Genomic DNA, 19,374 nt, shown 5'->3' on the forward strand with positions numbered 1-19,374 from the left:
CCTGGATCGGTCGGTGGGCTCGGACGCCCGGCGATCAGCCTCCCGGCACCTCGATGACCACGGGTCCGACTCCCGGGACTTCGATCGTCTTCTCCGCGGGCGGCTGGTTCTCGTCGTTCGACGTCTTGCCTCGACCGTTGCTCACGTACATCGCGATCTCGCTGCCGGGCATCGCGCTGTCGGACGGCGCGGTGAAGACCACGGTGCCCTTGGGGCGTGAGCTGTCGACTTCGAGTTCGGTGACCTTGAAGCCCGCCTCCTGCAGCCGCGACGTGGCCTGGCTCGCGGGCAGTCCGCTGACCTGGGGGATCCGGCCCCGGTCGCTGCCTGCCACGTACCGGGGGTCGGAGGGCGGGAGGTTCACCGGACCGAACTTGGTCGCGATCGGCCCCATGGCCTCGAACCAGGTGCGCGCGGGTTCCATGCCGCCGTACAGGTCGCCGTCGTAGCACTGGCGCAGGGGCGACGAGCAGATCCCGGACGGGTGGGGACCGTCGTTGTAGGTGTAGACGGCGGATGCGAGACGGTTGGTGAAGCCGAGGAACGCCGACGACCGGTGGGCCTCGGTGGTTCCGGTCTTACCTGACATCGGTAGTCGCCAACCGGCGGAGTTGGCCGCCGCGGCCGACGTGCCCGCGCCCTTGTCGTCCTCGCTCATCGCGTTGGCCAGGGTGTTGGCGAGTCCGGCTTCGACCACCTGCTCGCACTTCGGGGGGTTGAACGGCACGTTGATCATCGCCGGCTGCCCGTTCTTGTCGAGAATCGGGTTGCTGTACGGGTCGCGCTTCATCTGCTGGATCGACGCGATCGGGTTCGGCGGGCACCAGACGCCGCCGGACGCGAGGGTCGCCGCCACGTTCGACAGCTCCAGGGCGTTGACCGCGAACGGACCCAGGGTGAACGAACCGAAGTTGCCCTTCTTGATGTACTCGGCGAGGCTCTGCTCGCTGACGCCCGACGTGCCGGGCAGGTTGTACGACCGCAGGCCGAGGCGGACGGCCATGTCGACGGCGGGCTTCACGCCCACCTGCTGCAGCAACTGCACGAACGTGGTGTTCGGGGAGGTCGCGAGCGCCTGCGTCACCGACAGCGCGCCGGGGTAGGGCCCGGCGTTCTTGACGCAGTAGGCGTTGACCGGACATCCGAAGGCCCCGTTGCTGTTGCCCATGCCGTAGACGGCGACGCTCGACGGGACGGGCAGCACGCTGCCGGTGCCCAGTCCCTTCTCCATCGCGGCCGCGGTGGTGAACAGCTTGAACACCGATCCGGCGCCGTCACCGACCATCGAGAACGGCTGTGGCTGAACAGTTTCGTTCTTGGCTGCGTCGAGACCGTAGTCGCGGCTCGACGTCATCGCCAGGACGTCGTGCGAGTTGGTGCCCGGCGCAACGATGTTCATGACCGTCGCGATGCCGTCGGTGTCGGGTGATGTCTGCGCCTTCACGGCACGCGACGCGGCCGCCTGCACCTCGGGGTTCAGCGTGGTGCGAATCAGATAGCCGCCGCGCATCACCTGGGCGCGCGGAATCCCGTTGTCCGCCAGGTACTGCAGAACGTAGTCGCAGAAGAAGCCGTTGTCGTCGGCCGCGATGCAGCCCTGCGTCGGCGTGCGGGGCGACGGCAACACGCCGAGCGGCTTCTTCTTCGCCGCCTCGAGTTCTGAGCGCCGCTCGGGGAAGTTGGCGATCATCGTGTCGAGCACGGTGTTCCGGCGCGCCATCGACGCCTGCGGGTCGGTGTACGGGTTGAGGCCCGAGCTCGACTGCACCATGCCCGCGAGCATCGCGGCCTGCTCGACGTTCAGGTCTTTCGCCGGGATGCCGAAGTAGGTCTGCGCGGCGGCTTCGATGCCGTACGCGTTGTTGCCGAACGGGACCACGTTCAGGTAGCGGGTGACGATCTGCTTCTTGGCGTCCTGCTTGGCTGCGGCGTGGTCGAGGCCCTTCTCGCGCTTGGCCTGCTCGATCAGCGTCTGTTCCAGCGTCAGCGCCATCCGCACCTCGCGCAGCTTGCGGGCCGGCGTGGTCTCGACGGCGGCTTCGCGCTCGGCCTCGGTCCGAGCCAGGACCAGCAGTTGGTAGTTCTTGATGTACTGCTGGTCGATCGTCGACGCACCCTGCTGAACCTCGCCCGACGACGAGTTCTTCAGTGCCGCGCGGATGGTGCCGCGCCAGTCGACGCCGTCGTGCTCCAGGAACCGGCGGTCCTCGATGGAGATGATCGCGCGGATCATCTCCTGCGAGATGTCGTTGTAGCCGACCTGATAGCGGTACTGGTCGAACAGCGTCGCGATCGGTTTGCCGTTGACGTCGGTCACGGTGGTGACCTCGGGGACGGTGCCGCCCAACAGCTCGGACGACGAATTCTCCATCGTGGCGGCCGCTCGGTTGGAGAGGACGCCTGCTCCGGTGGCGATGGGAAAGAGCAGTCCGGCCACGAGGACGGCGGCCATCACGATGGCGATGGCCAGGCCTGCGAGGTTCGAAGTCTTGCGCACGACCGCCAGGATACGTGGGATTCGCCACGGTGCGTTGAAGCGACCTGCGGCAATGTGCGCTATCGGATCACGAAGAGGTCGCACCATAAACGACCGACTTGCGCTGTATCGGCACCCTCAATAGATTGGAGACGTGAGTTACCTAACAAAAGAACTCGCGGGTAGGTACGAATCACACTTGGATCTTATGCATGCACCTCACAAGGGGCATGTCGATGGGTTTGTGAAAGGCGGGATCGCGTAATGACTCTGGCGCCGTTGTCCACCGTTGACTCTGAAGCTCGGCTGGCTTGGGTTTCCCAAGCACGTTGCCGTGGAGGTGACCCGGACGACCTGTTCGTCCGCGGAGCTGCTCAGCGGAAGGCCGCGACCATCTGCAGACACTGTCCGGTTCAGCTCGAGTGCGGAGCAGATGCACTCGACAACCGCGTCGAATTCGGTGTCTGGGGCGGAATGACCGAGCGCCAGCGGCGCGCTCTGCTCCGCCAACACCCCGACGTGACGTCCTGGGCCGACTTCTTCGACGGCCAGCGTCGCCGCCAGCGCCTCGGCGCGGTGCGGGACTCCAACTGATCACACAAGCAAGCCCGGCTCGCGCCGGGCTTGCTTGTTTCGTGGGCGCGGAGGCGCTCAGCCGCGGCTGACGATCTGCTCGGCGACGGCTCGCAGCGCCTTCGCGTCGGCGACCTCGAACGGAAGTGCGGGGACACCCACCAGTCGCACGCTCGGATGCGACGAAGTGAAACGCTGCAGCAGGTGCAGTTCGCGCTTGGCGGTGGCCGCTCGCTCCACGTGGACCTTCAGCACGCCGCGCGTGAGGTCGTCGTCGACGGTCACCAGCGCGGTCTCGGCCGCTGCCGCGGTCATCCCGGTCAGGGTCGGGTGGGTGCGGTTGACGATCAGGCCGGCCAGCGGCATGGAGTCCTTCGACAGCCGCTCCACGAAGAACGACGCCTCGCGCAGTGCGTCGGGTTCGGGGGCGGCGACCACCACGAACTCCGTGCCCGGCTGCTTGAGGAGCGCGTACGTGCGGTCGGCCCGCTCCTGGAAGCCGCCGAACATCGAGTCCAACGACTGCACGAAGGTGGCGACGTCGCGCAAGATGTCGCCACCGACGATCGTCGAGATGCCGCGCATCGCGATGCTCATCGCGCCCGTCAACACGCGGCCCACGCCGCGTCCGCCGCCCACCAGCATCTTCATCAGGCGGCCCGACAGGAACGAGCCGAGTCGCTGCGGCGCGTCGAGGAAGTCGAGCGCGTTCCGCGACGGCGGCGTGTCGACCACGATCAGATCCCAGCGGTCCTGATCCAGCAGTCGGCTGAGCTTCTCCATCGCCATGTACTCCTGCGTTCCGGAGAACGACGACGCGACGGTCTGATAGAAGCTGTTGTTCATGATCGCCTCGGCGCGCTCGGGCGTCGAGTGTTCGACGACCATGTCGTCGAACGTGCGCCGCATGTCGAGCATCATCGCGTCGAGCGTGCCCGAGCCTGCGGCGTCGGGGTTCTCGAGCGGAACCGGCTGCGGCTCGTTGGTCAGTTCAGTCATGCCCAGCGACTGCGCGAGGCGTCGAGCGGGGTCGATCGTCAAGACCGCGACGCGCCTGCCGTTCTCGGCCGCGTGCAGAGCCATCGCCGCGGCGGTGGTGGTCTTGCCGACGCCGCCGGAGCCGCAGCAGACCACGACGCGCGTGGCGGGATCGGCCAGAACGGATCCCATCTTCAAATCGGGCATGCCTTACGCTCCAGCCTTCTTCAGCACCGCGGAAAGTTCGTACAGGGCGCCGAGGTCGACGCCTTCCTCGACAGTCGGCAACTCCACCTGGGCCGCGTCGACCTCGTCGAGCTCCGAGCGCGCCACCTGCTGCGCCTGCAGTCGGGAGGCGTAGTCGATGGCCTCGGTCAGCAGGCCCGCGAGATCGTCGTCCGCCAGGCGGACGCCGACGTCGGCGAGGCTCTTCTCGATGCGCGCCGAATCGATTCGACCCTCGGCGATCGCGTCGGACTCCTCCTCGGGCAGGTACGGGGGGTTGACGCGGTTGATGATGATCGCACCGATGTGGAGTTCCTTGCTCCGCAGTTCGGCCACCGACTCGATGGTCTCCTGCACCGGCATCGCCTCGAGCAGCGTGCAGAGGTGCACGACGGTGTCCGGCGAGTGCAGAAGCGCCGCAACGCCTTCGGACTGGTTGCGGATCGGGCCGGTCTTCGCGAGGTCGCGCATGGCGGTGGTGACGTCGAGGAAGTTGCCGATGCGTCCGGTGGGCGGCGAGTCGACGACGATGACGTCGTACGTGCGCGCGCCCGCCTTGTCGGTCGCGATGGCACGTTCCTTGATCTTGCCGGTCACCAGCACGTCCTTGAGGCCGGGTGCGACGGTCGTGACGAAGTCGATCGCTCCGACCTTCTTGATCGCCCGGCCGGCGAAGCCCAGGTTGTAGAACATGTCGAGGTACTCGAGCAGTGCGTGCTCGATCTGCAGGGCCAGGGCCCAGACTGATCCGCCGCCCTCCATCGCCACCAGCTGGGTGTCGGTCGGGGGGAGCGGGGGAACGTCGAAGAGCTGCGCGATGGCCTGCCGCTCCTCGCATTCCACGAGCAGCACCTTCTTGCCCCGGGAGGCGAGCGTGAGGGCGAGGGCTGCCGCCACGGTCGTCTTGCCCGTTCCGCCCTTGCCGGACACGAAATGGAGCTTCGCGTCACGCGCCTGTGCCGGCCACACCCCGGGACCGTCCTTCGCAACTTCATTGACCACGTCGATCACCTTATCCACCGCGTCCACCGAGACCATCGACAACCGTTAAGGTTGGCACCATGAGTGAAGTCACCGTCTGGGAATACGTCACCGTTCCGCTGCTCACGCACGCGACCAAGCAGATCCTCGATCAGTGGGGCGCCGACGGGTGGGAGCTGGTCAGCGTCCTCCCCGGTCCGACCGGTGAGCAGCACGTCGCGTACCTGAAGCGCGCGAAGGCCTGATCGCATGAGCGGACAGTGGTCGCAGCGTCTCGCAGCACTCGGGATCGAGCTCCCGGCCGTCGTGAAGCCGGTGGGCAGCTATGTGCCCGCCCTGCGGGTCGGCGACCTGGTGTACACGTCGGGGCAACTCCCGGTGGTGGCGGGCGAGCTCGCATTCACCGGAAAGGTCGCCGAGGGCGCGGAGGGCCTGGTCTCCCCGGAGCAGGCCAACGCCGCGGCGCGTCTGTGCGCGTTGAACGCCCTCGCCGCGGTGCACGCCGAGGTCGGCATCGACTCGGTGGTCCGGGTGGTCAAGGTGGTCGGCTTCGTGGCTTCGGCACCCGGTTTCACGGGGCAGCCCGGCGTCATCAACGGGGCCTCGGACCTGATCGGCGAGGTCTTCGGCGACGCGGGCGTGCACGCGCGCTCGGCGGTCGGCGTCGCGGCGTTGCCGCTCGGCGCGCCCGTCGAGGTGGAAATCATCGTTCAGGTGAACTGACCGGGTGGTCGGCGGAAGCGGTCCGCGTCTGCGGACCTCCGCGGCGCCGGAGGAACAGGAAGCGGAGATCCTCGCCGCCGCGCGGCGTGAGTTCACCGAGATCGGCGTGCGGCGAGCCAGCATGGACGCGGTGGCGCGGGCGGCGGGCGTCTCCCGCAGCACCCTGTACCGGCGCTTTCCCAACAAGGACGCGCTGCTGGCGGCGGTCGGTCAGGGCATGGCGGCCGAGACCATGGAACGGCTCGGTGAGGTGGTCCGCGGGCTCTCCCCGGGCGACGCGGTGGTCGAGGCGTTCGTCGAATGCGCTCGCATGGTGGCCGACGACCAACTGATCCGCAGGCTGCTGCTGGACGAGCCGGACCTCACCGACGTGCTGGTGAGTCGTTCGCCGCGTGGCGCCGGCGAGTTCCTCGAAGCCTCCAGCCTGGCCGTCGCGAGCACCCTGCGGCGTACCGGAGCCACCATGTCCGACGACGACCTCGCATTGGTGTCCGAGCACTTCGTGCGGATCGCGCTGTCGCTGACGCAGGTCCGGACCCGGCTGCTGGACGTGGCCGACCTCGACTCCATCCGCGTGTACGCGGCGCGGTTCTTGGCGCCGATGGTGTCCTGAGCCTGGGTAATGTGGGTCCATGGCTCCCGACGTCCCCAACACTGAATCCGCACCCGAGATCGCTTCAGGCGACGCCGGTGCGACCCCCGCTCATCCGGCGTACGGTGTGCTCCGCGAGGTGACGCCGTTCGCCTCCGTGCTGCTGTGCAATAACCCGGGTGCCTTCGAACTCGACGGCACCAACACCTGGATTCTGCGGGCGCCGGACTCGGAGACCTCGGTGGTCGTCGACCCCGGGCCGGCCAAGCACGGCAAGCACGTGCGCGCGGTCGCGAAGGCTGCGGGGGAGGTGGAGCTGGTCCTCATCAGCCATCGGCACCACGATCACGTCGGCGCGTGCAAGAAGATGCGCAAGCTCACCGGCGCCCCGCAGCGTGCGTATACGGACAAGTACTCCGACAATGCCCCGCGGCTGCGCGACCGTGAGGTCATCAAGGCCGCGGGCCTCACCATCACCGTGATGCACACGCCCGGGCACACCGCTGATTCGGTGAGCTTCCTCGTCGAATGGGAGGGGCAGCGCGCGCTCCTCAGCGGCGACACCATCCTCGGGTTCGGGACCACCGTCCTCGACCCGACCGACGGCACACTGACCGACTACTTCAACTCGATCAACCGGGTGATCGTCGACGCCTCCGACGCGGCGCTGCTGCCCGCCCACGGTCCCGACCATCCCGAGGTCGGACCCATCGCGCGCTACTACAAGACGCACCGGGAAGAGCGCTTGGCGCAGATCGTGGCCGCGCTCGACGACATGGGAGTGTCGCCGGAAGACGCCAAGCCGATGAAGGTGGTCCGCAAGGTCTACGCCGACATCGACAAGAAACTGTGGCCTGCGGCCAAGATGTCGGTCAAGACCCAGCTGGAGTACCTTCGCACGCTGTGAGGCACGAAACGAGAAGAGGTCCGGGGAGACAATCCCCGGACCTCTTGTCGTTCTCGGTCTGAACTGCGCGAGCCGTCAGCGTGCGCGGCGTGCCAGGCGCTCGGAGTCGGCGATCAGGACGCTCTTGCCCTCGAGGCGGAGCCATCCGCGCTGGGCGAAGTCGGCGAGCGCCTTGTTCACGGTCTCGCGCGAGGCGCCGACCAACTGGGCGATCTCTTCCTGCGTGAGGTCGTGGGTGACGCGCAGGGCGCCGCCCTCCTGCGTGCCGAAGCGCTGTGCCAACTGCAGCAGCTGCTTCGCCACGCGACCCGGAACGTCGGTGAAGATCAAGTCGGCGAGGTTGTTGTTGGTGCGGCGCAGGCGACGTGCCAGGACGCGGAGCAGCTGCTCGGCGATCTCGGGACGGTCCTTGATCCACTTGCGGAGTGCGTCGCGGTCCATCGTGACGGCGCGGACCTCGGTGACCGTGGTGGCCGACGACGTGCGCGGGCCGGGGTCGAAGATCGAGAGCTCGCCGAACATGTCGGACGGGCCCATGATCGTCAGGAGGTTCTCACGGCCGTCCGGGGAGCGGCGTCCGAGCTTCACCTTGCCGGACAAGATGATGTAGAGCCGATCGCCCGGCTCGCCCTCGTGGAAGATCACATGGCCGCGCGGAAACTCGACCGGCTGAAGTTCTTTCGCGAGAGCGGCAATGGCAGTGGGTTCGACACCCTGAAATATGCCTGCCCGTGCTAGTACTTCTTCCACCTCAAAGAACCTCTCTCGTTACTTTCGCCGCGTCCAGTGACAAAGACTACCGTGAAAAAGCATAGATGTTGGATTGATCACTGTGCGCATTAGTAGGTAACTACCGCGCGCCAGACCCGGCGTGTCGGCTCGCGATTGCGTTCGACGACACGGTTTTTGTCCTAGGACGCGCGGGTGCTGACCGCGTCGTCGGGTTCGATCTCGATCCGCGGCCGCCTACTCCGGAGCTCGTCGAGCGCTGCGGGCAGGCCGTCGTTGGCCAGGTTGTGGACGTCGGTCGCGTCGGCGTCCTCGAGGAACTCCTCGACATGCTCGGGTCGGACCGACAGGCGGTCCAGTCCGGTCTGCACGCGGTCCATCGCGACGGCGAAAAGCATCAGCGCAACGGGAAAGAGAAGTACGGCCAGTCCTTGCATACGCACCAGTAAACACCGCTACGGCGGGGGGTCGCCAAACCCAGACGGACGTCGTCACCGAGTTGTGACCTGGGTTTTCTCGGCCGGCGGCTCCTGCGGTGGCCGGTCTGCGGGGCGCCGACGGCTAACCTGGTGAGTTGTGAGCAGACGCAAAGAGGAGACCAGGCTGGGACTGGTCCGGCGCGCCCGGCGGATGAACAGATCGCTGCAGGTGGCTTTTCCTCATGTCTACTGCGAGTTGGACTTCACGACGCCGTTGGAACTGTCGGTGGCGACGATCCTGTCGGCGCAGTGCACGGACGTTCGGGTGAACCAGGTGACGCCGCCGCTGTTCGCTCGCTACCCGGATGCGATCTCGTACGCGGAGGCCGACCGGACCGAACTGGAGGAGATGATCCGCTCCACCGGGTTCTACCGAAACAAGGCGAACTCGATCATCGGTCTCGGGCAGGCGCTGGTGTCGCGGTTCGACGGCGAGGTCCCGAGCAAGCTGAAGGACCTGGTGACGCTGCCGGGCTTCGGGCGCAAGACGGCGAACGTGGTGCTCGGGAACGCGTTCGGTGTTCCGGGGATCACCGTCGACACGCATTTCGGTCGGCTGGTCCGTCGCTGGGATTGGACGCAGGAGACCGATCCGGTCAAAGTTGAGCGCGAGATCGGCGAGTTGTTCCCCAAGAGCGACTGGACGGACCTCTCGCACCGAATCATCTTCCACGGACGTCGCGTGTGTCATGCCCGCAAACCCGCGTGCGGCGTCTGCATCCTCGCGAAGGACTGCCCTTCGTACGGGGAAGGGCCTACCGACAAGGGGCAGGCTGCCGCTCTGGTCAAGGGGCCCGAGACCGAGCACCTGCTCCGACTTGCTGGAGTAGCTGAGTGAAGCTTTTGAAAGAACCCGCGACCCGCGCGACGATCGTCTTCGTGGTGATCGTCGTGGCGGCGATCGTGGCCCTGTGGCCGCGGGACAGCGAACCGAGTTCCACCGGGCCCACTGCCGGGCCGATCGCGGGACAGACCGCGTTGCCGGAAGTGAGCGACCAGGAACTGGCCAAACTGCGCGCCGACGTCGCGCTGCGCCCATGCCCCGACGCCCCCGGTCCGGCGGCCCCCGGCGCCGCCCTCGCGGGGGTCACCGTGCCGTGCATGGCGAGCGGTGAGCCGGTGAACCTCGGGAATGCGACGGCCGGCAAGCCGCTGGTGATCAACATGTGGGCGGTGTGGTGCCTGCCGTGCCGCAAGGAATTGCCGTTGTTCGACGAGTTCTCCCAGCGGGCGGGCGATCGGCTCAACGTGCTTGCCGTGCACGCGCGCGAAGGCGGCGACAACGAACTCTTCGTGCTGAAGTTCTTGGAGGAGGTCGGTGTGCACGTGCCGGTCGTCACCGATCCGAAGGGCGACGTCGCGAAGGCGGTCGAGGCGCCGCGGATCTTCCCGTCGACGATCCTGGTGAGCGCCGACGGCAAGGTCGTCAAGGTGCTCTCCGAGCTGTTCGAGACCGAAGCCGAGATCGCCGACGTGGTCCGCGAGCACCTCGGCGTCGACATTCAGGGAGCGGCGTCGTGAGCGACATTCCGGTGGGCCCGCTGGTGGCCCGCGAGCAAGTGCCCCCGTGGCTGCGGGCGATCACCGACGACCCGTACATCGTCAACGAGAAGGTCCTCGGTCGCGGCGGCAACCGCGCGCGCATCGCCGCGGCATTCCGCGCGCAGCGACGGGCCGCGGTCCTCGTGCTGTTCTCCGGTGCGTTCGACGGCGATCCGCTGGCTCCGGGCGGGCTTCCCGCAGACGCCGACGTCCTGCTCCTGGAGCGGGCCGCGACGCTGCGCACCCACAGCGGTCAGGTGGCCTTTCCCGGTGGTGGCCGCGACCCCGGCGACGATTACCCGGTCGGTACCGCGATGCGGGAGGCGAACGAGGAGACCGGACTCGTCAGCGACGGGGTGAGCATCCTGGCGAACCTGCCGGGCTTCCCCGTCCCGACGGGGTTCGAGGTGCACCCGGTGCTGGCGCACTGGGCGCAGCCGTCGCACGTGTACGCCGTCGATCACGGTGAGACCGCCAGTGTCACGCGCGCCAACCTCCGGGAACTCCTGGCGCCGGAGAACCGTTTCCAGGTCAGCCGATCGATCGCGGGCGTCTCCGTCTACAAGGGGCCGGCCTTCATGCACGAGGGCATGCTCGTCTGGGGCTTCACCGGAGGATTGATCGCAGCGATCAGTGAGGCCGCAGGCTGGGACGTCGAATGGGACACCGACGACGTCCGACCGCTGGAACAGATGATCGCGGAGACCGGCGGACGTCAAGTGTCCGGTTTCGAGGACCCGCCGCCCGGCGACGGTCCCGAATCCGAAGCGAATGGAGATCGATGAGCGGATCGGTGTGGGTCGACCTGGCGATCCTCGGGGTGGCGCTGCTCGCCGGCCTGAGCGGCTACCGCCAGGGTGCGGCGGCGTCGGCCTTCGCGTTCTTCGGCGTGGTTCTCGGCGCCGTGGCAGGCATTCTGCTCGCCCCGATCATCATCTCGCGCTTCGACGAGCCGCGACTGCGTCTGGTGGTCGGGATCCTGCTGATCGTCACGCTGGTGGTGATCGGTGAGGTCGCTGGCATGGTGCTCGGTCGCGCGGTGCGCAGCGGCATCCATTCGCCGAGCCTGCGGCGCATCGACAGCTGGGTCGGTTCGATCCTGCAGGTGATCGCGATCGTCATCGCCGCTTGGCTGCTGCTGTTTCCGCTCCGCAGCTCGGACCAGCTGCGGATCGCCGCCGCGATCGACGATTCGAAGGTGGTCCAGACCGTCGACCAGGTGGCGCCCCAGTGGGTGCGGGACCTGCCGGGCGAGTTCACCGCCCTGGTCGAGAGCTCTGGCCTCAAGGAAGTCATCGGCCCGTTCGGCCAGACGCAGGTGGCCAACGTCGACGCTCCGGACGCGACGCTGACCGATCAGCCCGGTGTGCGGTCGGCGCGGCCCAGCGTCATCAAGATCACCGGCGTCGCGCACAGTTGCGGGCAGGCCCTCGAGGGCAGCGGCTTCGTCGTCTCCGCCGAGCGGGTGATGACCAATGCGCACGTGGTCGCGGGTACCGACACGGTGAGCGTCGAGACGACCTCCGGCCGCAGGCTCCAGGCCAAGGTGGTGTGGTTCAACGCTCGCAACGACATCGCGGTGCTGGACGTTCCGGGTCTGCGAGCGCCCGCTCTCAAGTTCGCCACCGATCCGGCGGAGACCGGATCCGATGCGATCGCCCTCGGCTTCCCGGAGAACGGTCCGTTCACGGTGACTCCGCTACGCGTGCGCAACGTGGTGGAGCTCAACGGCCCCGACATCTATCAGTCTCCGCGCGAGGTGGAACGCCAGGTGTACACGGTGCGCGGCAACATTCGCTCCGGCAACTCCGGCGGCCCGATGATCTCGCCGTCGGGCGAGGTGCTCGGCGTGGTCTTCGGTGCGGCCGAGGACCCGACCGACGACACCGGTTTCGTGCTGACCGCCCAGCAGGTGCAGCGCGATCTCGCTGCGTCGAAGCAGAACGACGTCGCCGTCAGCACACAGCAGTGCGTGTCGCAGTAGCTCGCGCTGCTGCGAGAGACGCCGACCGCTAGCGGGCCAGCAGCTCCAGCAGCATACCGTTGAACTCCGCGGGCGACTCCTGGTGTGCGAAGTGCCCGGTGTGGGGGATGGTGCGGTAGTCCATGTCGGCTGCCCACTGCCTGCTGTTCGCCATCAGGGAGTCGAGGATGTACTCGTCGTCCCGGCCGCGAGCGGCGAGAACCGGGATCTGCAGGCGATGGTTCATCAGCTCCATGAACCGCCAGCCGTCGGTGCGGAACTGCGAACGGAAGGCCCAGCGACGGTACTCGAGGCTGCAGTGCGCCACCCCGGGGATCTGGATGGCGAGACGGTTGCGGGAGACGGCCTCGGTGAAGTCGGCGGTGTGCTGCCACGAGGGCCCGGAACGCTCGCGGAAGTAGTCCTCGATGAACGCGCCGTTGCCACGCGTCAGGCGACGTTCGCCGAGACGTGGCAGCTGGTTGTGGAGGAACGGTGCGAGGAAGGCCGTACGTTCTTCCGGGTTGCGCAGCACCCCGTGCTTCAGGGCCCTCGGATGGGGCGACGACAGGACCGCCACGCGGTTCACCACACTCGGGTGGAGGGTGGCGGTGGCCCAGCAGACCAGCCCGCCGTCGGCGTGCCCCACCAGTGCCGCGCTGGAGTGGCCGAGCGAGCGGATCAGGGCGTGCGTGTCGCCGGCGAGCGTCCAGCCGTCGTAGCCGCGAGGCGGCTTGTCGGAGTCGCCGTACCCGCGCAGATCGACGGCGACCGCGCGATACCCGGCGTCGGTCAGGGCCTCGAGCTGGTGCCGCCACGACCACCAGAACTCGCCGAATCCGTGCAGCAGCAACACCAGCGGGCGGTCGGCGACGAAGCGCTCGGTCTCCACAGCATGGAAGCGGAGGCCGTTCGCGCGGACGTCGAAGTGTCGCCAGGGCCCGTCGAAACGGACCAGCGTGGGGTCGGGCGGAGGTGTCGTCAAGCTACGAGCGGGTGGTCAGCGTTGCATCGGGTGGCGCGCAGGCGGGATCTGCGGGTGCGCCATGCCGCCGGTGTGATCGCCGCGTCCGGGGATCACCGAAGCCAGTTCGTTGACCGACTCGATGGTCTTCTCCGGTGCCTTGAGCCGCTTCAGGAACAGGTAGCCCACCAGGATCAAGACGATGGAGACCACCAGGAGCAGCAGGAAGACGATGCCGAAGGCCGCCCATTCGGGGAGCCAGAGCGACAGCAGGAAGCCGAGGAAGACGAAGAAGAACAGGCTCGCGTAGAGCAGGAGCACGCCTGCGACCACCAGGAGGCCGCTGCCGGCTCCGGCCTTCTTGGCCTCCTGAACCAACTCGGACTTCGCCAGCTTGATCTCGGCGCGGAACAGGGTGGAGGCGCTCGCGGTGGCGTCCTTGACCAGGTTGCCGATGGTCGGCTCGCCGTTTCGTCCGAGGTTCGCATCCGACATCGGAATCGACGGAACACGCGGAGTGTTGCTCGGTTCGCTAGGCCAGGTGTCGGAATTTCCGCTCACGAATTCTCCCTTGAAGATCGTTTGGGTCGGTCTCATGGTGCCACGTCGCGTCTTCGGGCGAAACGACACCGCCGCACCGGCGACGTGTGTCGCGGGTGCAGCGGTGTCGTCGGCAGGCGTGTGAAGGTGCGCCAGAGGTCAGCCGCGACGCGATCGGATCGCTTCGAACACAGACGGATCGACCAGGGTCGAGGTGTCGCCGAGTTCGCGACCTTCCGCGACGTCTTTGAGGAGGCGACGCATGATCTTGCCGGAGCGAGTCTTGGGCAGCTCGGGTACCACGTTGATCTCGCGCGGCTTCGCGATCGGCGAGATGTCGACCGCGACCTGTTCGCGCAACTCGGCGATCAGCGCCTCGCCGGTGTCCGTTGCGCCCTCCATCAGGATGACGAAGGCGACGATGCCCTGGCCGGTGGTCTCATCGGCGGCGCCGATGACCGCGGCCTCGGCGACGGCGCTGTGCGCCACCAGTGCCGACTCCACCTCGGAGGTGGAGATCCGGTGGCCCGACACGTTCATCACGTCGTCGACGCGACCGAGCACCCAGAGCGCGTGGTCCTCGTCGTACCGGGCGCCGTCGCCTGCGAAGTACCAGCCCTGCTCGGCGAAGCGCGACCAGTAGGTCTCCTTGAAACGGTCCTCGTCGCCCCAGATGCCGCGGAGCATGCCCGGCCACGGCTTGTCGAGGACCAGGTAGCCCTGTTCGCCGTCGGCGACGCTGTTGCCGTTGTCGTCGACGATGTTGGCGCTGATGCCGGGCAGCGGACGCATGGCCGAACCCGGCTTGCACGCGGTGACGCCGGGGAGCGGCGAGATCATGATGCCGCCGGTCTCGGTCTGCCACCAGGTGTCGACGATCGGGCACTTCTTATTGCCGATGACCTCGTAGTACCACTGCCAGGCACCCGGGTTGATCGGCTCGCCGACGCTGCCGAGCAGGCGCAGCGACGAGAGGTCGTGGGCGTCGGGGATCTCGCGGCCCCACTTCATGAAGGTGCGGATGAGCGTGGGGGCGATGTAGTAGATCGAGACGCCGTACTTCTCGATGATCTGGAAGTGGCGGTGCTCGTCGGGCGTGTTCGGGGTGCCCTCGTAGATCACCTCGGTGGCGCCGTTCGAGAGGGGACCGTAGACGAGGTACGAGTGTCCGGTGACCCAGCCGATGTCGGCGCCGCACCAGAAGACGTCGCGACCCTCCTTGTGGTCGAAGACGTTGTGGAAGGTGTAGCTGGCCTGCGTCAGGTATCCACCCGATGCGTGGACGATGCCCTTCGGCTTGCCCGTGGTGCCGGAGGTGTACAGCAGGAACAGCGGGTGCTCGGCGTCGAAGGCCTCCGGCGTGTGGTCGGGGGAGGCCTCGCCCACGGTGTCCTCCCACCAGACGTCGCGACCCTCGACCCAGTTCAGGTCGTCCTCGTGGTTGGTACGGCGGACGACGATGACCTTCTCGACCGACTTCGCGGCGTCGTCGCCGGTGCCGAGGGCCTCGTCGACGGCGACCTTCAGCGGGGCCGGCTTGCCGCGGCGGTACTGGCCGTCGGTGGTGATGACGACCTTGGCCTCGGCGTCGTCGACGCGCGAGCGCAGCGCGGTGGCCGAGAATCCGGCGAAGACCACGGAGTGAGTCAGGCCGAGGCGCGCGCAGGCGAGCATCGAGACGATGGCCTCGGGCACCATCGGCATGTAGATCGCGACGCGGTCGCCGGTCTGCAGGCCGATCGCCGAGAGGTAGTTCGCGGCCTGGGAGACCTCGGCCTGGAGCTGGCGGTAGGTGATGTCACGGGAGTCGCCGGGCTCGCCGACCCAGTGGATGGCGACGCGGTCGCCCTTACCTGCTGCCACATGGCGGTCCACGCAGTTGTACGCGACGTTGAGCTTGCCGCCGACGAACCACTTGGCGAAGGGTGCGTTGGTCCAGTCGAGGACCTCGCCGAACGGGGTCTCCCAATCGAGACGGCGGGCCTGCTCGGCCCAGAACTCCATCGGGTCGGCCTCGGCGCGGTCGTACATCGCCGCCGTCGCGTTGGCGTTGGCTGCGAATTCTGGGGACGGGGGGTAGACCTGGTTAGCGCTCGAGGACATCGTCGTTATGCCTTTCCATACTGTTCAATTCCGGTCACTGTGCAAACCCGGTCTCGCGGCGAGGCCGGGCCCGGACGGCAGGGCGAAGATCTTTTATGTGAAGGTAGTCACTTCATCCTTGCAGTGTGACGTCGTCACGGTTGCATGCGGGTTGCGCGCGATAAACGGTCGATCCTTCGCGATCGGCGGCGGGCGCGGCGTGCGCTTCTCACGGTGACTACCCTTGACCGGGTGAGTCAAGATCCGCTGGCACCCCTGCTCGACCTTCCCGGCGTCCGCGATGCCTCCGACCGGGCGCGCGACGCGGTGAGCGCCGCGCACCGGCACCCGATCAACCTGCGCCAGTGGGACAAGACCTCTCGCGAGGCCTCGTGGCGCGCGGGGCGGTCGTCGGCCGCCATCGACGGCGCCACCACCGACATCTCTCGCGACGACCTGGGGGATCCGATCGCCGCAGGTGCGATTCGCGTGGCGCAGTCCCTCGACAGCGATGCGATCGATCAGGCGGTCGCGGTATTCCGTCGCGCGCCGGCGCAGGCCCTGGCGCGCCTGCACACGCTGGCCGCATCTGATCTGGTCGATGACGCCGCGCTGTTGGGGCGGCCGCGCTCGGAGCCGCACATCGCACAGCGACTGGATTTCCTCGGCCAGTTGATCACCGGTGGCACCGCGGTGCCTGCGCCGGTGCTGGCGGCCGTGGTGCACGGCGACCTGCTGGTCCTGGCGCCGTTCGCCGAGGCGAATGGCGTCGTCGCGCGCGCGGCGTCGCGGCTGGTGTCGGCGACCACCGGTCTGGATCCGCATCTGCTCTGTGTTCCCGAGGTGACCTGGCTCAAGCGGCTCGGCGAGTACCGCGAATTGTCGGCGCAGTTCGCGACCGGTGATCCCGAAGCGCTCGCCGCGTGGATCGTCTTCTGCTGCGAAGCGATGGAGGCCGGCGCGGACGAGGCGAAGTCGATTGCCGACGCCGCTCGCGGACAGTAGCTGCGGCGGGGGCTCACCGGTTCTTCCTACATAGCCGGTGAGCAGGGCTTCAGCGCACATATTTGCGGGCGGCCGCCCGACCGGATTCCCGGTTCGGATTGCCGCCCGCAAGCACGGACTCAAGATACCAATGCGTGCATATGTGGGTTGTGGGATCGCCTAGGCGAGGGAAAGCTGACGTCTCGTCGTGACTCGAAGGTAGATCGGGGATCAGCGCGAGTCGCGAATAACGCCTGCAATGTCGCAAGCGCACAACACTTCTGCCAATGCGGCGCGCTCCGCGTGGGTGCTTGCCGCCCGTGCTGGGAACTTGCCGAGCCGGGGGTTTCTACCTTCTCTTCCGGTAGAAGCTTTGCCGTCCGGGGTTCCGTAACTTCATTTGTACACGGTGACCGGCATCACATCAAGGGCTTTGTGGAAAAACTTATGCGGCCTCTGGCCTGGGGTTTTTCGAGTGTCGGAGTTGGTAGATGATGGCGGCTGCCGCGGCTGCGCCGATTCCAGTGGCACACAACGCAGTACGCGCCAGTACCGGTTTCGAGGGCCATGTCGGGTGGGCTAGGGGGTTCGGGAAATCGAGGATCTCCCAACCGTTTTCGCTCGCGTGCTGGCGAAGCGCCTTGTCGGGATTCACCACCGCCGGGTGGCCGACCGCGGTCAGCATCGGCAGATCGGTGCTCGAGTCGGAGTAGGCGTAGCAGTCGTCGAGGCGGTACCCGCGCTCGTCGGCGAGTTCGCGGACGGCGGCGGCCTTGTTCTCGCCGTAGCAGTAGAACTCGAGCTCGCCCGAGTAGTGGCCGTCCTCGATGTGCATGATGCTGGCGCGGACGTGGTCGACGCCCAGCAGTTCGCCGATCGGCTCCACCATCTCGATGCCCGAGGCGGAGATCAGCACGACGTCGTGGCCGGCGTTCTTGTGTTCGGCGATCAACGCGGCGGCTTCGGCGAAAATGGTCGGTCGGACCACGTCGTCCAAGGTCTCGGAGACGATCTCGCGGACCTGTTCCGCGTCCCACCCCCGGCACATGTCTGTCACGTGTTTGCGGAGGCGCTCCACTTGATCGGCTTCGGCCGATGCGAGGAGGAATTGCAGTTGGGCGATCGCTGATTTCAGCATCGCGCGACGGGTGAGCAGGCCGCCCTCGAAGAAGGGTTTGGTGAAAGCCAGTACGCTGGATCGGGCGATCACAGTCTTGTCGAGGTCGAAGAACGCGGCGATTCGGCTGGATGACGTCGAGGTCACACCGCAAATCCTACGACGACCCGAGGAATCAGGGGAAGGGCGGAAGTAATCCCGCAAAGTGTGACCGGGGGAACAAATGGCGGAGATAGTTGGTGTTGCAATGTTCGCGTCTACGCGTGTAGGTTGTAGATATCCGGTTCACGCCGGTAGCTTTCAGCCCGACCCCCCGGGGCTGAAACGCTGATGACCCCGGCCTCCTCCCCCCTGGCCGGGGTCGTCCCTATTTCTAGACCTTTTCCTCTGATGCGCACCCAGAGCTCGCGCCCTGATGAATAGAGACGTTTCTAGTCAATAGTCTCACGCTGCGCGATATTGCGCTGTAGGTTCAAGAATGTGACGCCTGGACAGGTGTCTGACACGAATCTCACAGGGGGAGCTCCCGCATGAAATCCGTCCTACGTCTCGTGGTGGCCGTGTGTGCCGCACTGCTCGGTGCGGTCACCGTGATCGCACCGGCGCAGGCCGAACCCAAGCTCCCGGAGAACTACAACTTCTTCGGCGGCATCCCGTACGAACTCCAGCATCCGGGCGGTTCGCTGCCTGGCTCCAACGACTTCTCCTGTAAGCCGAGCGCGGAGCACCCGCGTCCGGTGATCCTGGTCCACGGCACCGGCGGCGCCAAGACCACCAACTGGGGTTCGTACGTCCCGATGCTGAAGAACCGCGGCTACTGCGTCTTCGCGCTCACCTACGGCGCGCTGCCGGGACTGCCCTGGCCGTTCACTGCGGTCGGCGGCATGGACAAGATCCAGGTCAGTGCCGCGCAACTCGCCAAGTTCGTCGAGCGGGTGCGCAAGTCGACCGGTGCCGAGACCGTCGACCTGATCGGCCACTCGCAGGGCACCTACATGCCGACCTATTACTTGAAGTACTACGGCGGCGCGGACAAGGTGACCAACTACGTGTCGATCGCACCGCTGTGGAAGGGCACCGGCTCGCTGACCCCGCAGTCGAAGACCCTCGGGCAGTTGCTCGGCAACGTGCCGATGCCGATGTGCATCGGCTGCGGCGGAATGATGCCGGGCTCGGACGTCAACAACAAGATCTGGCGCGGCGGCAGCCCGTACGTCAAGGGTGTCAAGTACACCAACATCATGACCCGGTACGACGAGCTCGTGATTCCCTACACCGCAGGCTACGTGCGCGGCCGCAAGGGCGAGAACGTCAAGAACATCGTCGTGCAGGACACCTGCTCGCAGGACTACAGCGATCACCTCGCCATCGCCGGTTCGCGTCGCGCGGCGTACTTCGCGCTCAACGCCCTGGACGAGAAGAACCCGGTCAAGGTGCCGTGCTCGTTCGTGCCGCCGTTCACCGGGCAGTCGTAGCGTCGCGAGTATGTGCACGTCTGTGGATGGAAGTGTCGGATTCT

Annotated in this window: 20 protein-coding genes; 11 read left to right on the plus strand and 9 right to left on the minus strand. The window is 67.1% G+C overall.

Annotated features, from left to right (window positions below):
• Nucleotides 1-34: 34 nt before the first annotated feature.
• On the minus strand, nt 35-2,452 hold the full coding sequence (locus GX543_RS08500; protein ID WP_290851337.1) for a transglycosylase domain-containing protein: 2,418 nt from the start codon (nt 2,450-2,452) through the stop codon (nt 35-37).
• Between the two features lie 288 nt (nt 2,453-2,740).
• On the opposite strand from GX543_RS08500, the gene GX543_RS08505 reads away from it, so the two are divergent.
• On the plus strand, nt 2,741-3,070 hold the full coding sequence (locus GX543_RS08505) for a WhiB family transcriptional regulator (RefSeq protein ID WP_290851260.1): 330 nt from the start codon (nt 2,741-2,743) through the stop codon (nt 3,068-3,070).
• Nucleotides 3,071-3,127: 57 nt separating this feature from the next.
• Here the strand turns inward: GX543_RS08505 and GX543_RS08510 are convergent, their stop codons facing one another.
• Nucleotides 3,128-4,234, minus strand: a complete 1,107-nt coding sequence (locus tag GX543_RS08510) for an ArsA family ATPase (RefSeq protein WP_290851261.1) — start codon at nt 4,232-4,234, stop codon at nt 3,128-3,130.
• A gap of 3 nt (nt 4,235-4,237) precedes the next feature.
• The gene (locus GX543_RS08515) at nt 4,238-5,290 is read right to left on the minus strand and encodes an ArsA-related P-loop ATPase (RefSeq protein WP_290851263.1); all 1,053 of its coding nucleotides are present in this window, start codon (nt 5,288-5,290) and stop codon (nt 4,238-4,240) included.
• Between the two features lie 23 nt (nt 5,291-5,313).
• Between GX543_RS08515 and GX543_RS08520 the strand changes: the two genes are divergently transcribed.
• From GX543_RS08520 to GX543_RS08535, 4 genes are read left to right on the plus strand one after another with little or no spacing between them, the layout of a single operon-like run.
• The gene (locus GX543_RS08520; RefSeq protein WP_290851265.1) at nt 5,314-5,478 is read left to right on the plus strand and encodes a DUF4177 domain-containing protein; all 165 of its coding nucleotides are present in this window, start codon (nt 5,314-5,316) and stop codon (nt 5,476-5,478) included.
• Between the two features lie 4 nt (nt 5,479-5,482).
• Nucleotides 5,483-5,956 (plus strand): RidA family protein, encoded by a 474-nt coding sequence (locus tag GX543_RS08525; protein ID WP_290851267.1) that lies wholly within the window; start codon nt 5,483-5,485, stop codon nt 5,954-5,956.
• 4 nt (nt 5,957-5,960) lie between these two features.
• Nucleotides 5,961-6,569 carry a TetR/AcrR family transcriptional regulator gene (locus GX543_RS08530; RefSeq protein WP_290851268.1) on the plus strand — a complete coding sequence of 203 codons (609 nt, stop codon included), beginning with the start codon at nt 5,961-5,963 and terminating at the stop codon, nt 6,567-6,569.
• A gap of 19 nt (nt 6,570-6,588) precedes the next feature.
• Nucleotides 6,589-7,455, plus strand: a complete 867-nt coding sequence (locus GX543_RS08535; RefSeq protein ID WP_290851269.1) for an MBL fold metallo-hydrolase — start codon at nt 6,589-6,591, stop codon at nt 7,453-7,455.
• Between the two features lie 75 nt (nt 7,456-7,530).
• Here GX543_RS08535 and GX543_RS08540 read toward each other — a convergent pair whose 3' ends face one another.
• On the minus strand, nt 7,531-8,205 hold the full coding sequence (locus tag GX543_RS08540) for a Crp/Fnr family transcriptional regulator (protein ID WP_290851270.1): 675 nt from the start codon (nt 8,203-8,205) through the stop codon (nt 7,531-7,533).
• 161 nt (nt 8,206-8,366) lie between these two features.
• Entirely contained in the window at nt 8,367-8,582 is a 216-nt protein-coding gene (locus GX543_RS08545) for a hypothetical protein (protein ID WP_366929060.1), read from the minus strand.
• Between the two features lie 232 nt (nt 8,583-8,814).
• On the opposite strand from GX543_RS08545, the gene nth reads away from it, so the two are divergent.
• Genes nth through GX543_RS08565 form a run of 4 tightly spaced genes read left to right on the plus strand, consistent with a single transcriptional unit; the run spans nt 8,815 to nt 12,189 of the window.
• Nucleotides 8,815-9,501, plus strand: a complete 687-nt coding sequence (nth, locus tag GX543_RS08550; protein ID WP_290851340.1) for an endonuclease III — start codon at nt 8,815-8,817, stop codon at nt 9,499-9,501.
• On the plus strand, nt 9,498-10,184 hold the full coding sequence (locus GX543_RS08555; RefSeq protein WP_290851272.1) for a TlpA disulfide reductase family protein: 687 nt from the start codon (nt 9,498-9,500) through the stop codon (nt 10,182-10,184). The genes nth and GX543_RS08555 overlap by 4 nt, the downstream gene beginning before the upstream one ends.
• The gene (locus GX543_RS08560; RefSeq protein WP_290851273.1) at nt 10,181-10,990 is read left to right on the plus strand and encodes a CoA pyrophosphatase; all 810 of its coding nucleotides are present in this window, start codon (nt 10,181-10,183) and stop codon (nt 10,988-10,990) included. The genes GX543_RS08555 and GX543_RS08560 overlap by 4 nt, the downstream gene beginning before the upstream one ends.
• Nucleotides 10,987-12,189 carry a MarP family serine protease gene (locus tag GX543_RS08565; RefSeq protein WP_290851275.1) on the plus strand — a complete coding sequence of 401 codons (1,203 nt, stop codon included), beginning with the start codon at nt 10,987-10,989 and terminating at the stop codon, nt 12,187-12,189. Before GX543_RS08560 ends, GX543_RS08565 begins: the two co-directional genes overlap by 4 nt.
• A gap of 28 nt (nt 12,190-12,217) precedes the next feature.
• On the opposite strand, the gene GX543_RS08570 is transcribed toward GX543_RS08565, so the two are convergent.
• The 3 genes from GX543_RS08570 to acs form a co-directional block, all read right to left on the minus strand.
• Entirely contained in the window at nt 12,218-13,153 is a 936-nt protein-coding gene (locus tag GX543_RS08570) for an alpha/beta hydrolase (RefSeq protein WP_290851276.1), read from the minus strand.
• A 15-nt stretch (nt 13,154-13,168) separates the two neighbouring features.
• Nucleotides 13,169-13,693, minus strand: a complete 525-nt coding sequence (locus GX543_RS08575; protein ID WP_290851277.1) for a phage holin family protein — start codon at nt 13,691-13,693, stop codon at nt 13,169-13,171.
• Between the two features lie 138 nt (nt 13,694-13,831).
• A complete protein-coding gene (gene acs / locus GX543_RS08580) occupies nt 13,832-15,775 on the minus strand; it encodes an acetate--CoA ligase (RefSeq protein ID WP_290851279.1) in 1,944 nt (647 codons plus the stop codon).
• Nucleotides 15,776-16,006: 231 nt separating this feature from the next.
• Here acs and GX543_RS08585 point away from each other — a divergent pair, with 231 nt between their 5' ends.
• On the plus strand, nt 16,007-16,759 hold the full coding sequence (locus GX543_RS08585; RefSeq protein WP_290851280.1) for an oxidoreductase: 753 nt from the start codon (nt 16,007-16,009) through the stop codon (nt 16,757-16,759).
• 424 nt (nt 16,760-17,183) lie between these two features.
• On the opposite strand, the gene GX543_RS08590 is transcribed toward GX543_RS08585, so the two are convergent.
• Nucleotides 17,184-18,002, minus strand: a complete 819-nt coding sequence (locus GX543_RS08590) for an HAD family phosphatase (RefSeq protein ID WP_290851282.1) — start codon at nt 18,000-18,002, stop codon at nt 17,184-17,186.
• Nucleotides 18,003-18,385: 383 nt separating this feature from the next.
• Here GX543_RS08590 and GX543_RS08595 point away from each other — a divergent pair, with 383 nt between their 5' ends.
• On the plus strand, nt 18,386-19,330 hold the full coding sequence (locus GX543_RS08595) for an alpha/beta fold hydrolase (protein WP_290851284.1): 945 nt from the start codon (nt 18,386-18,388) through the stop codon (nt 19,328-19,330).
• The last annotated feature ends 44 nt before the right edge of the window (nt 19,331-19,374 follow it).

Source organism: Gordonia sp. (in: high G+C Gram-positive bacteria) (assembly GCF_012515855.1).
GTDB lineage: Bacteria > Actinomycetota > Actinomycetes > Mycobacteriales > Mycobacteriaceae > Gordonia.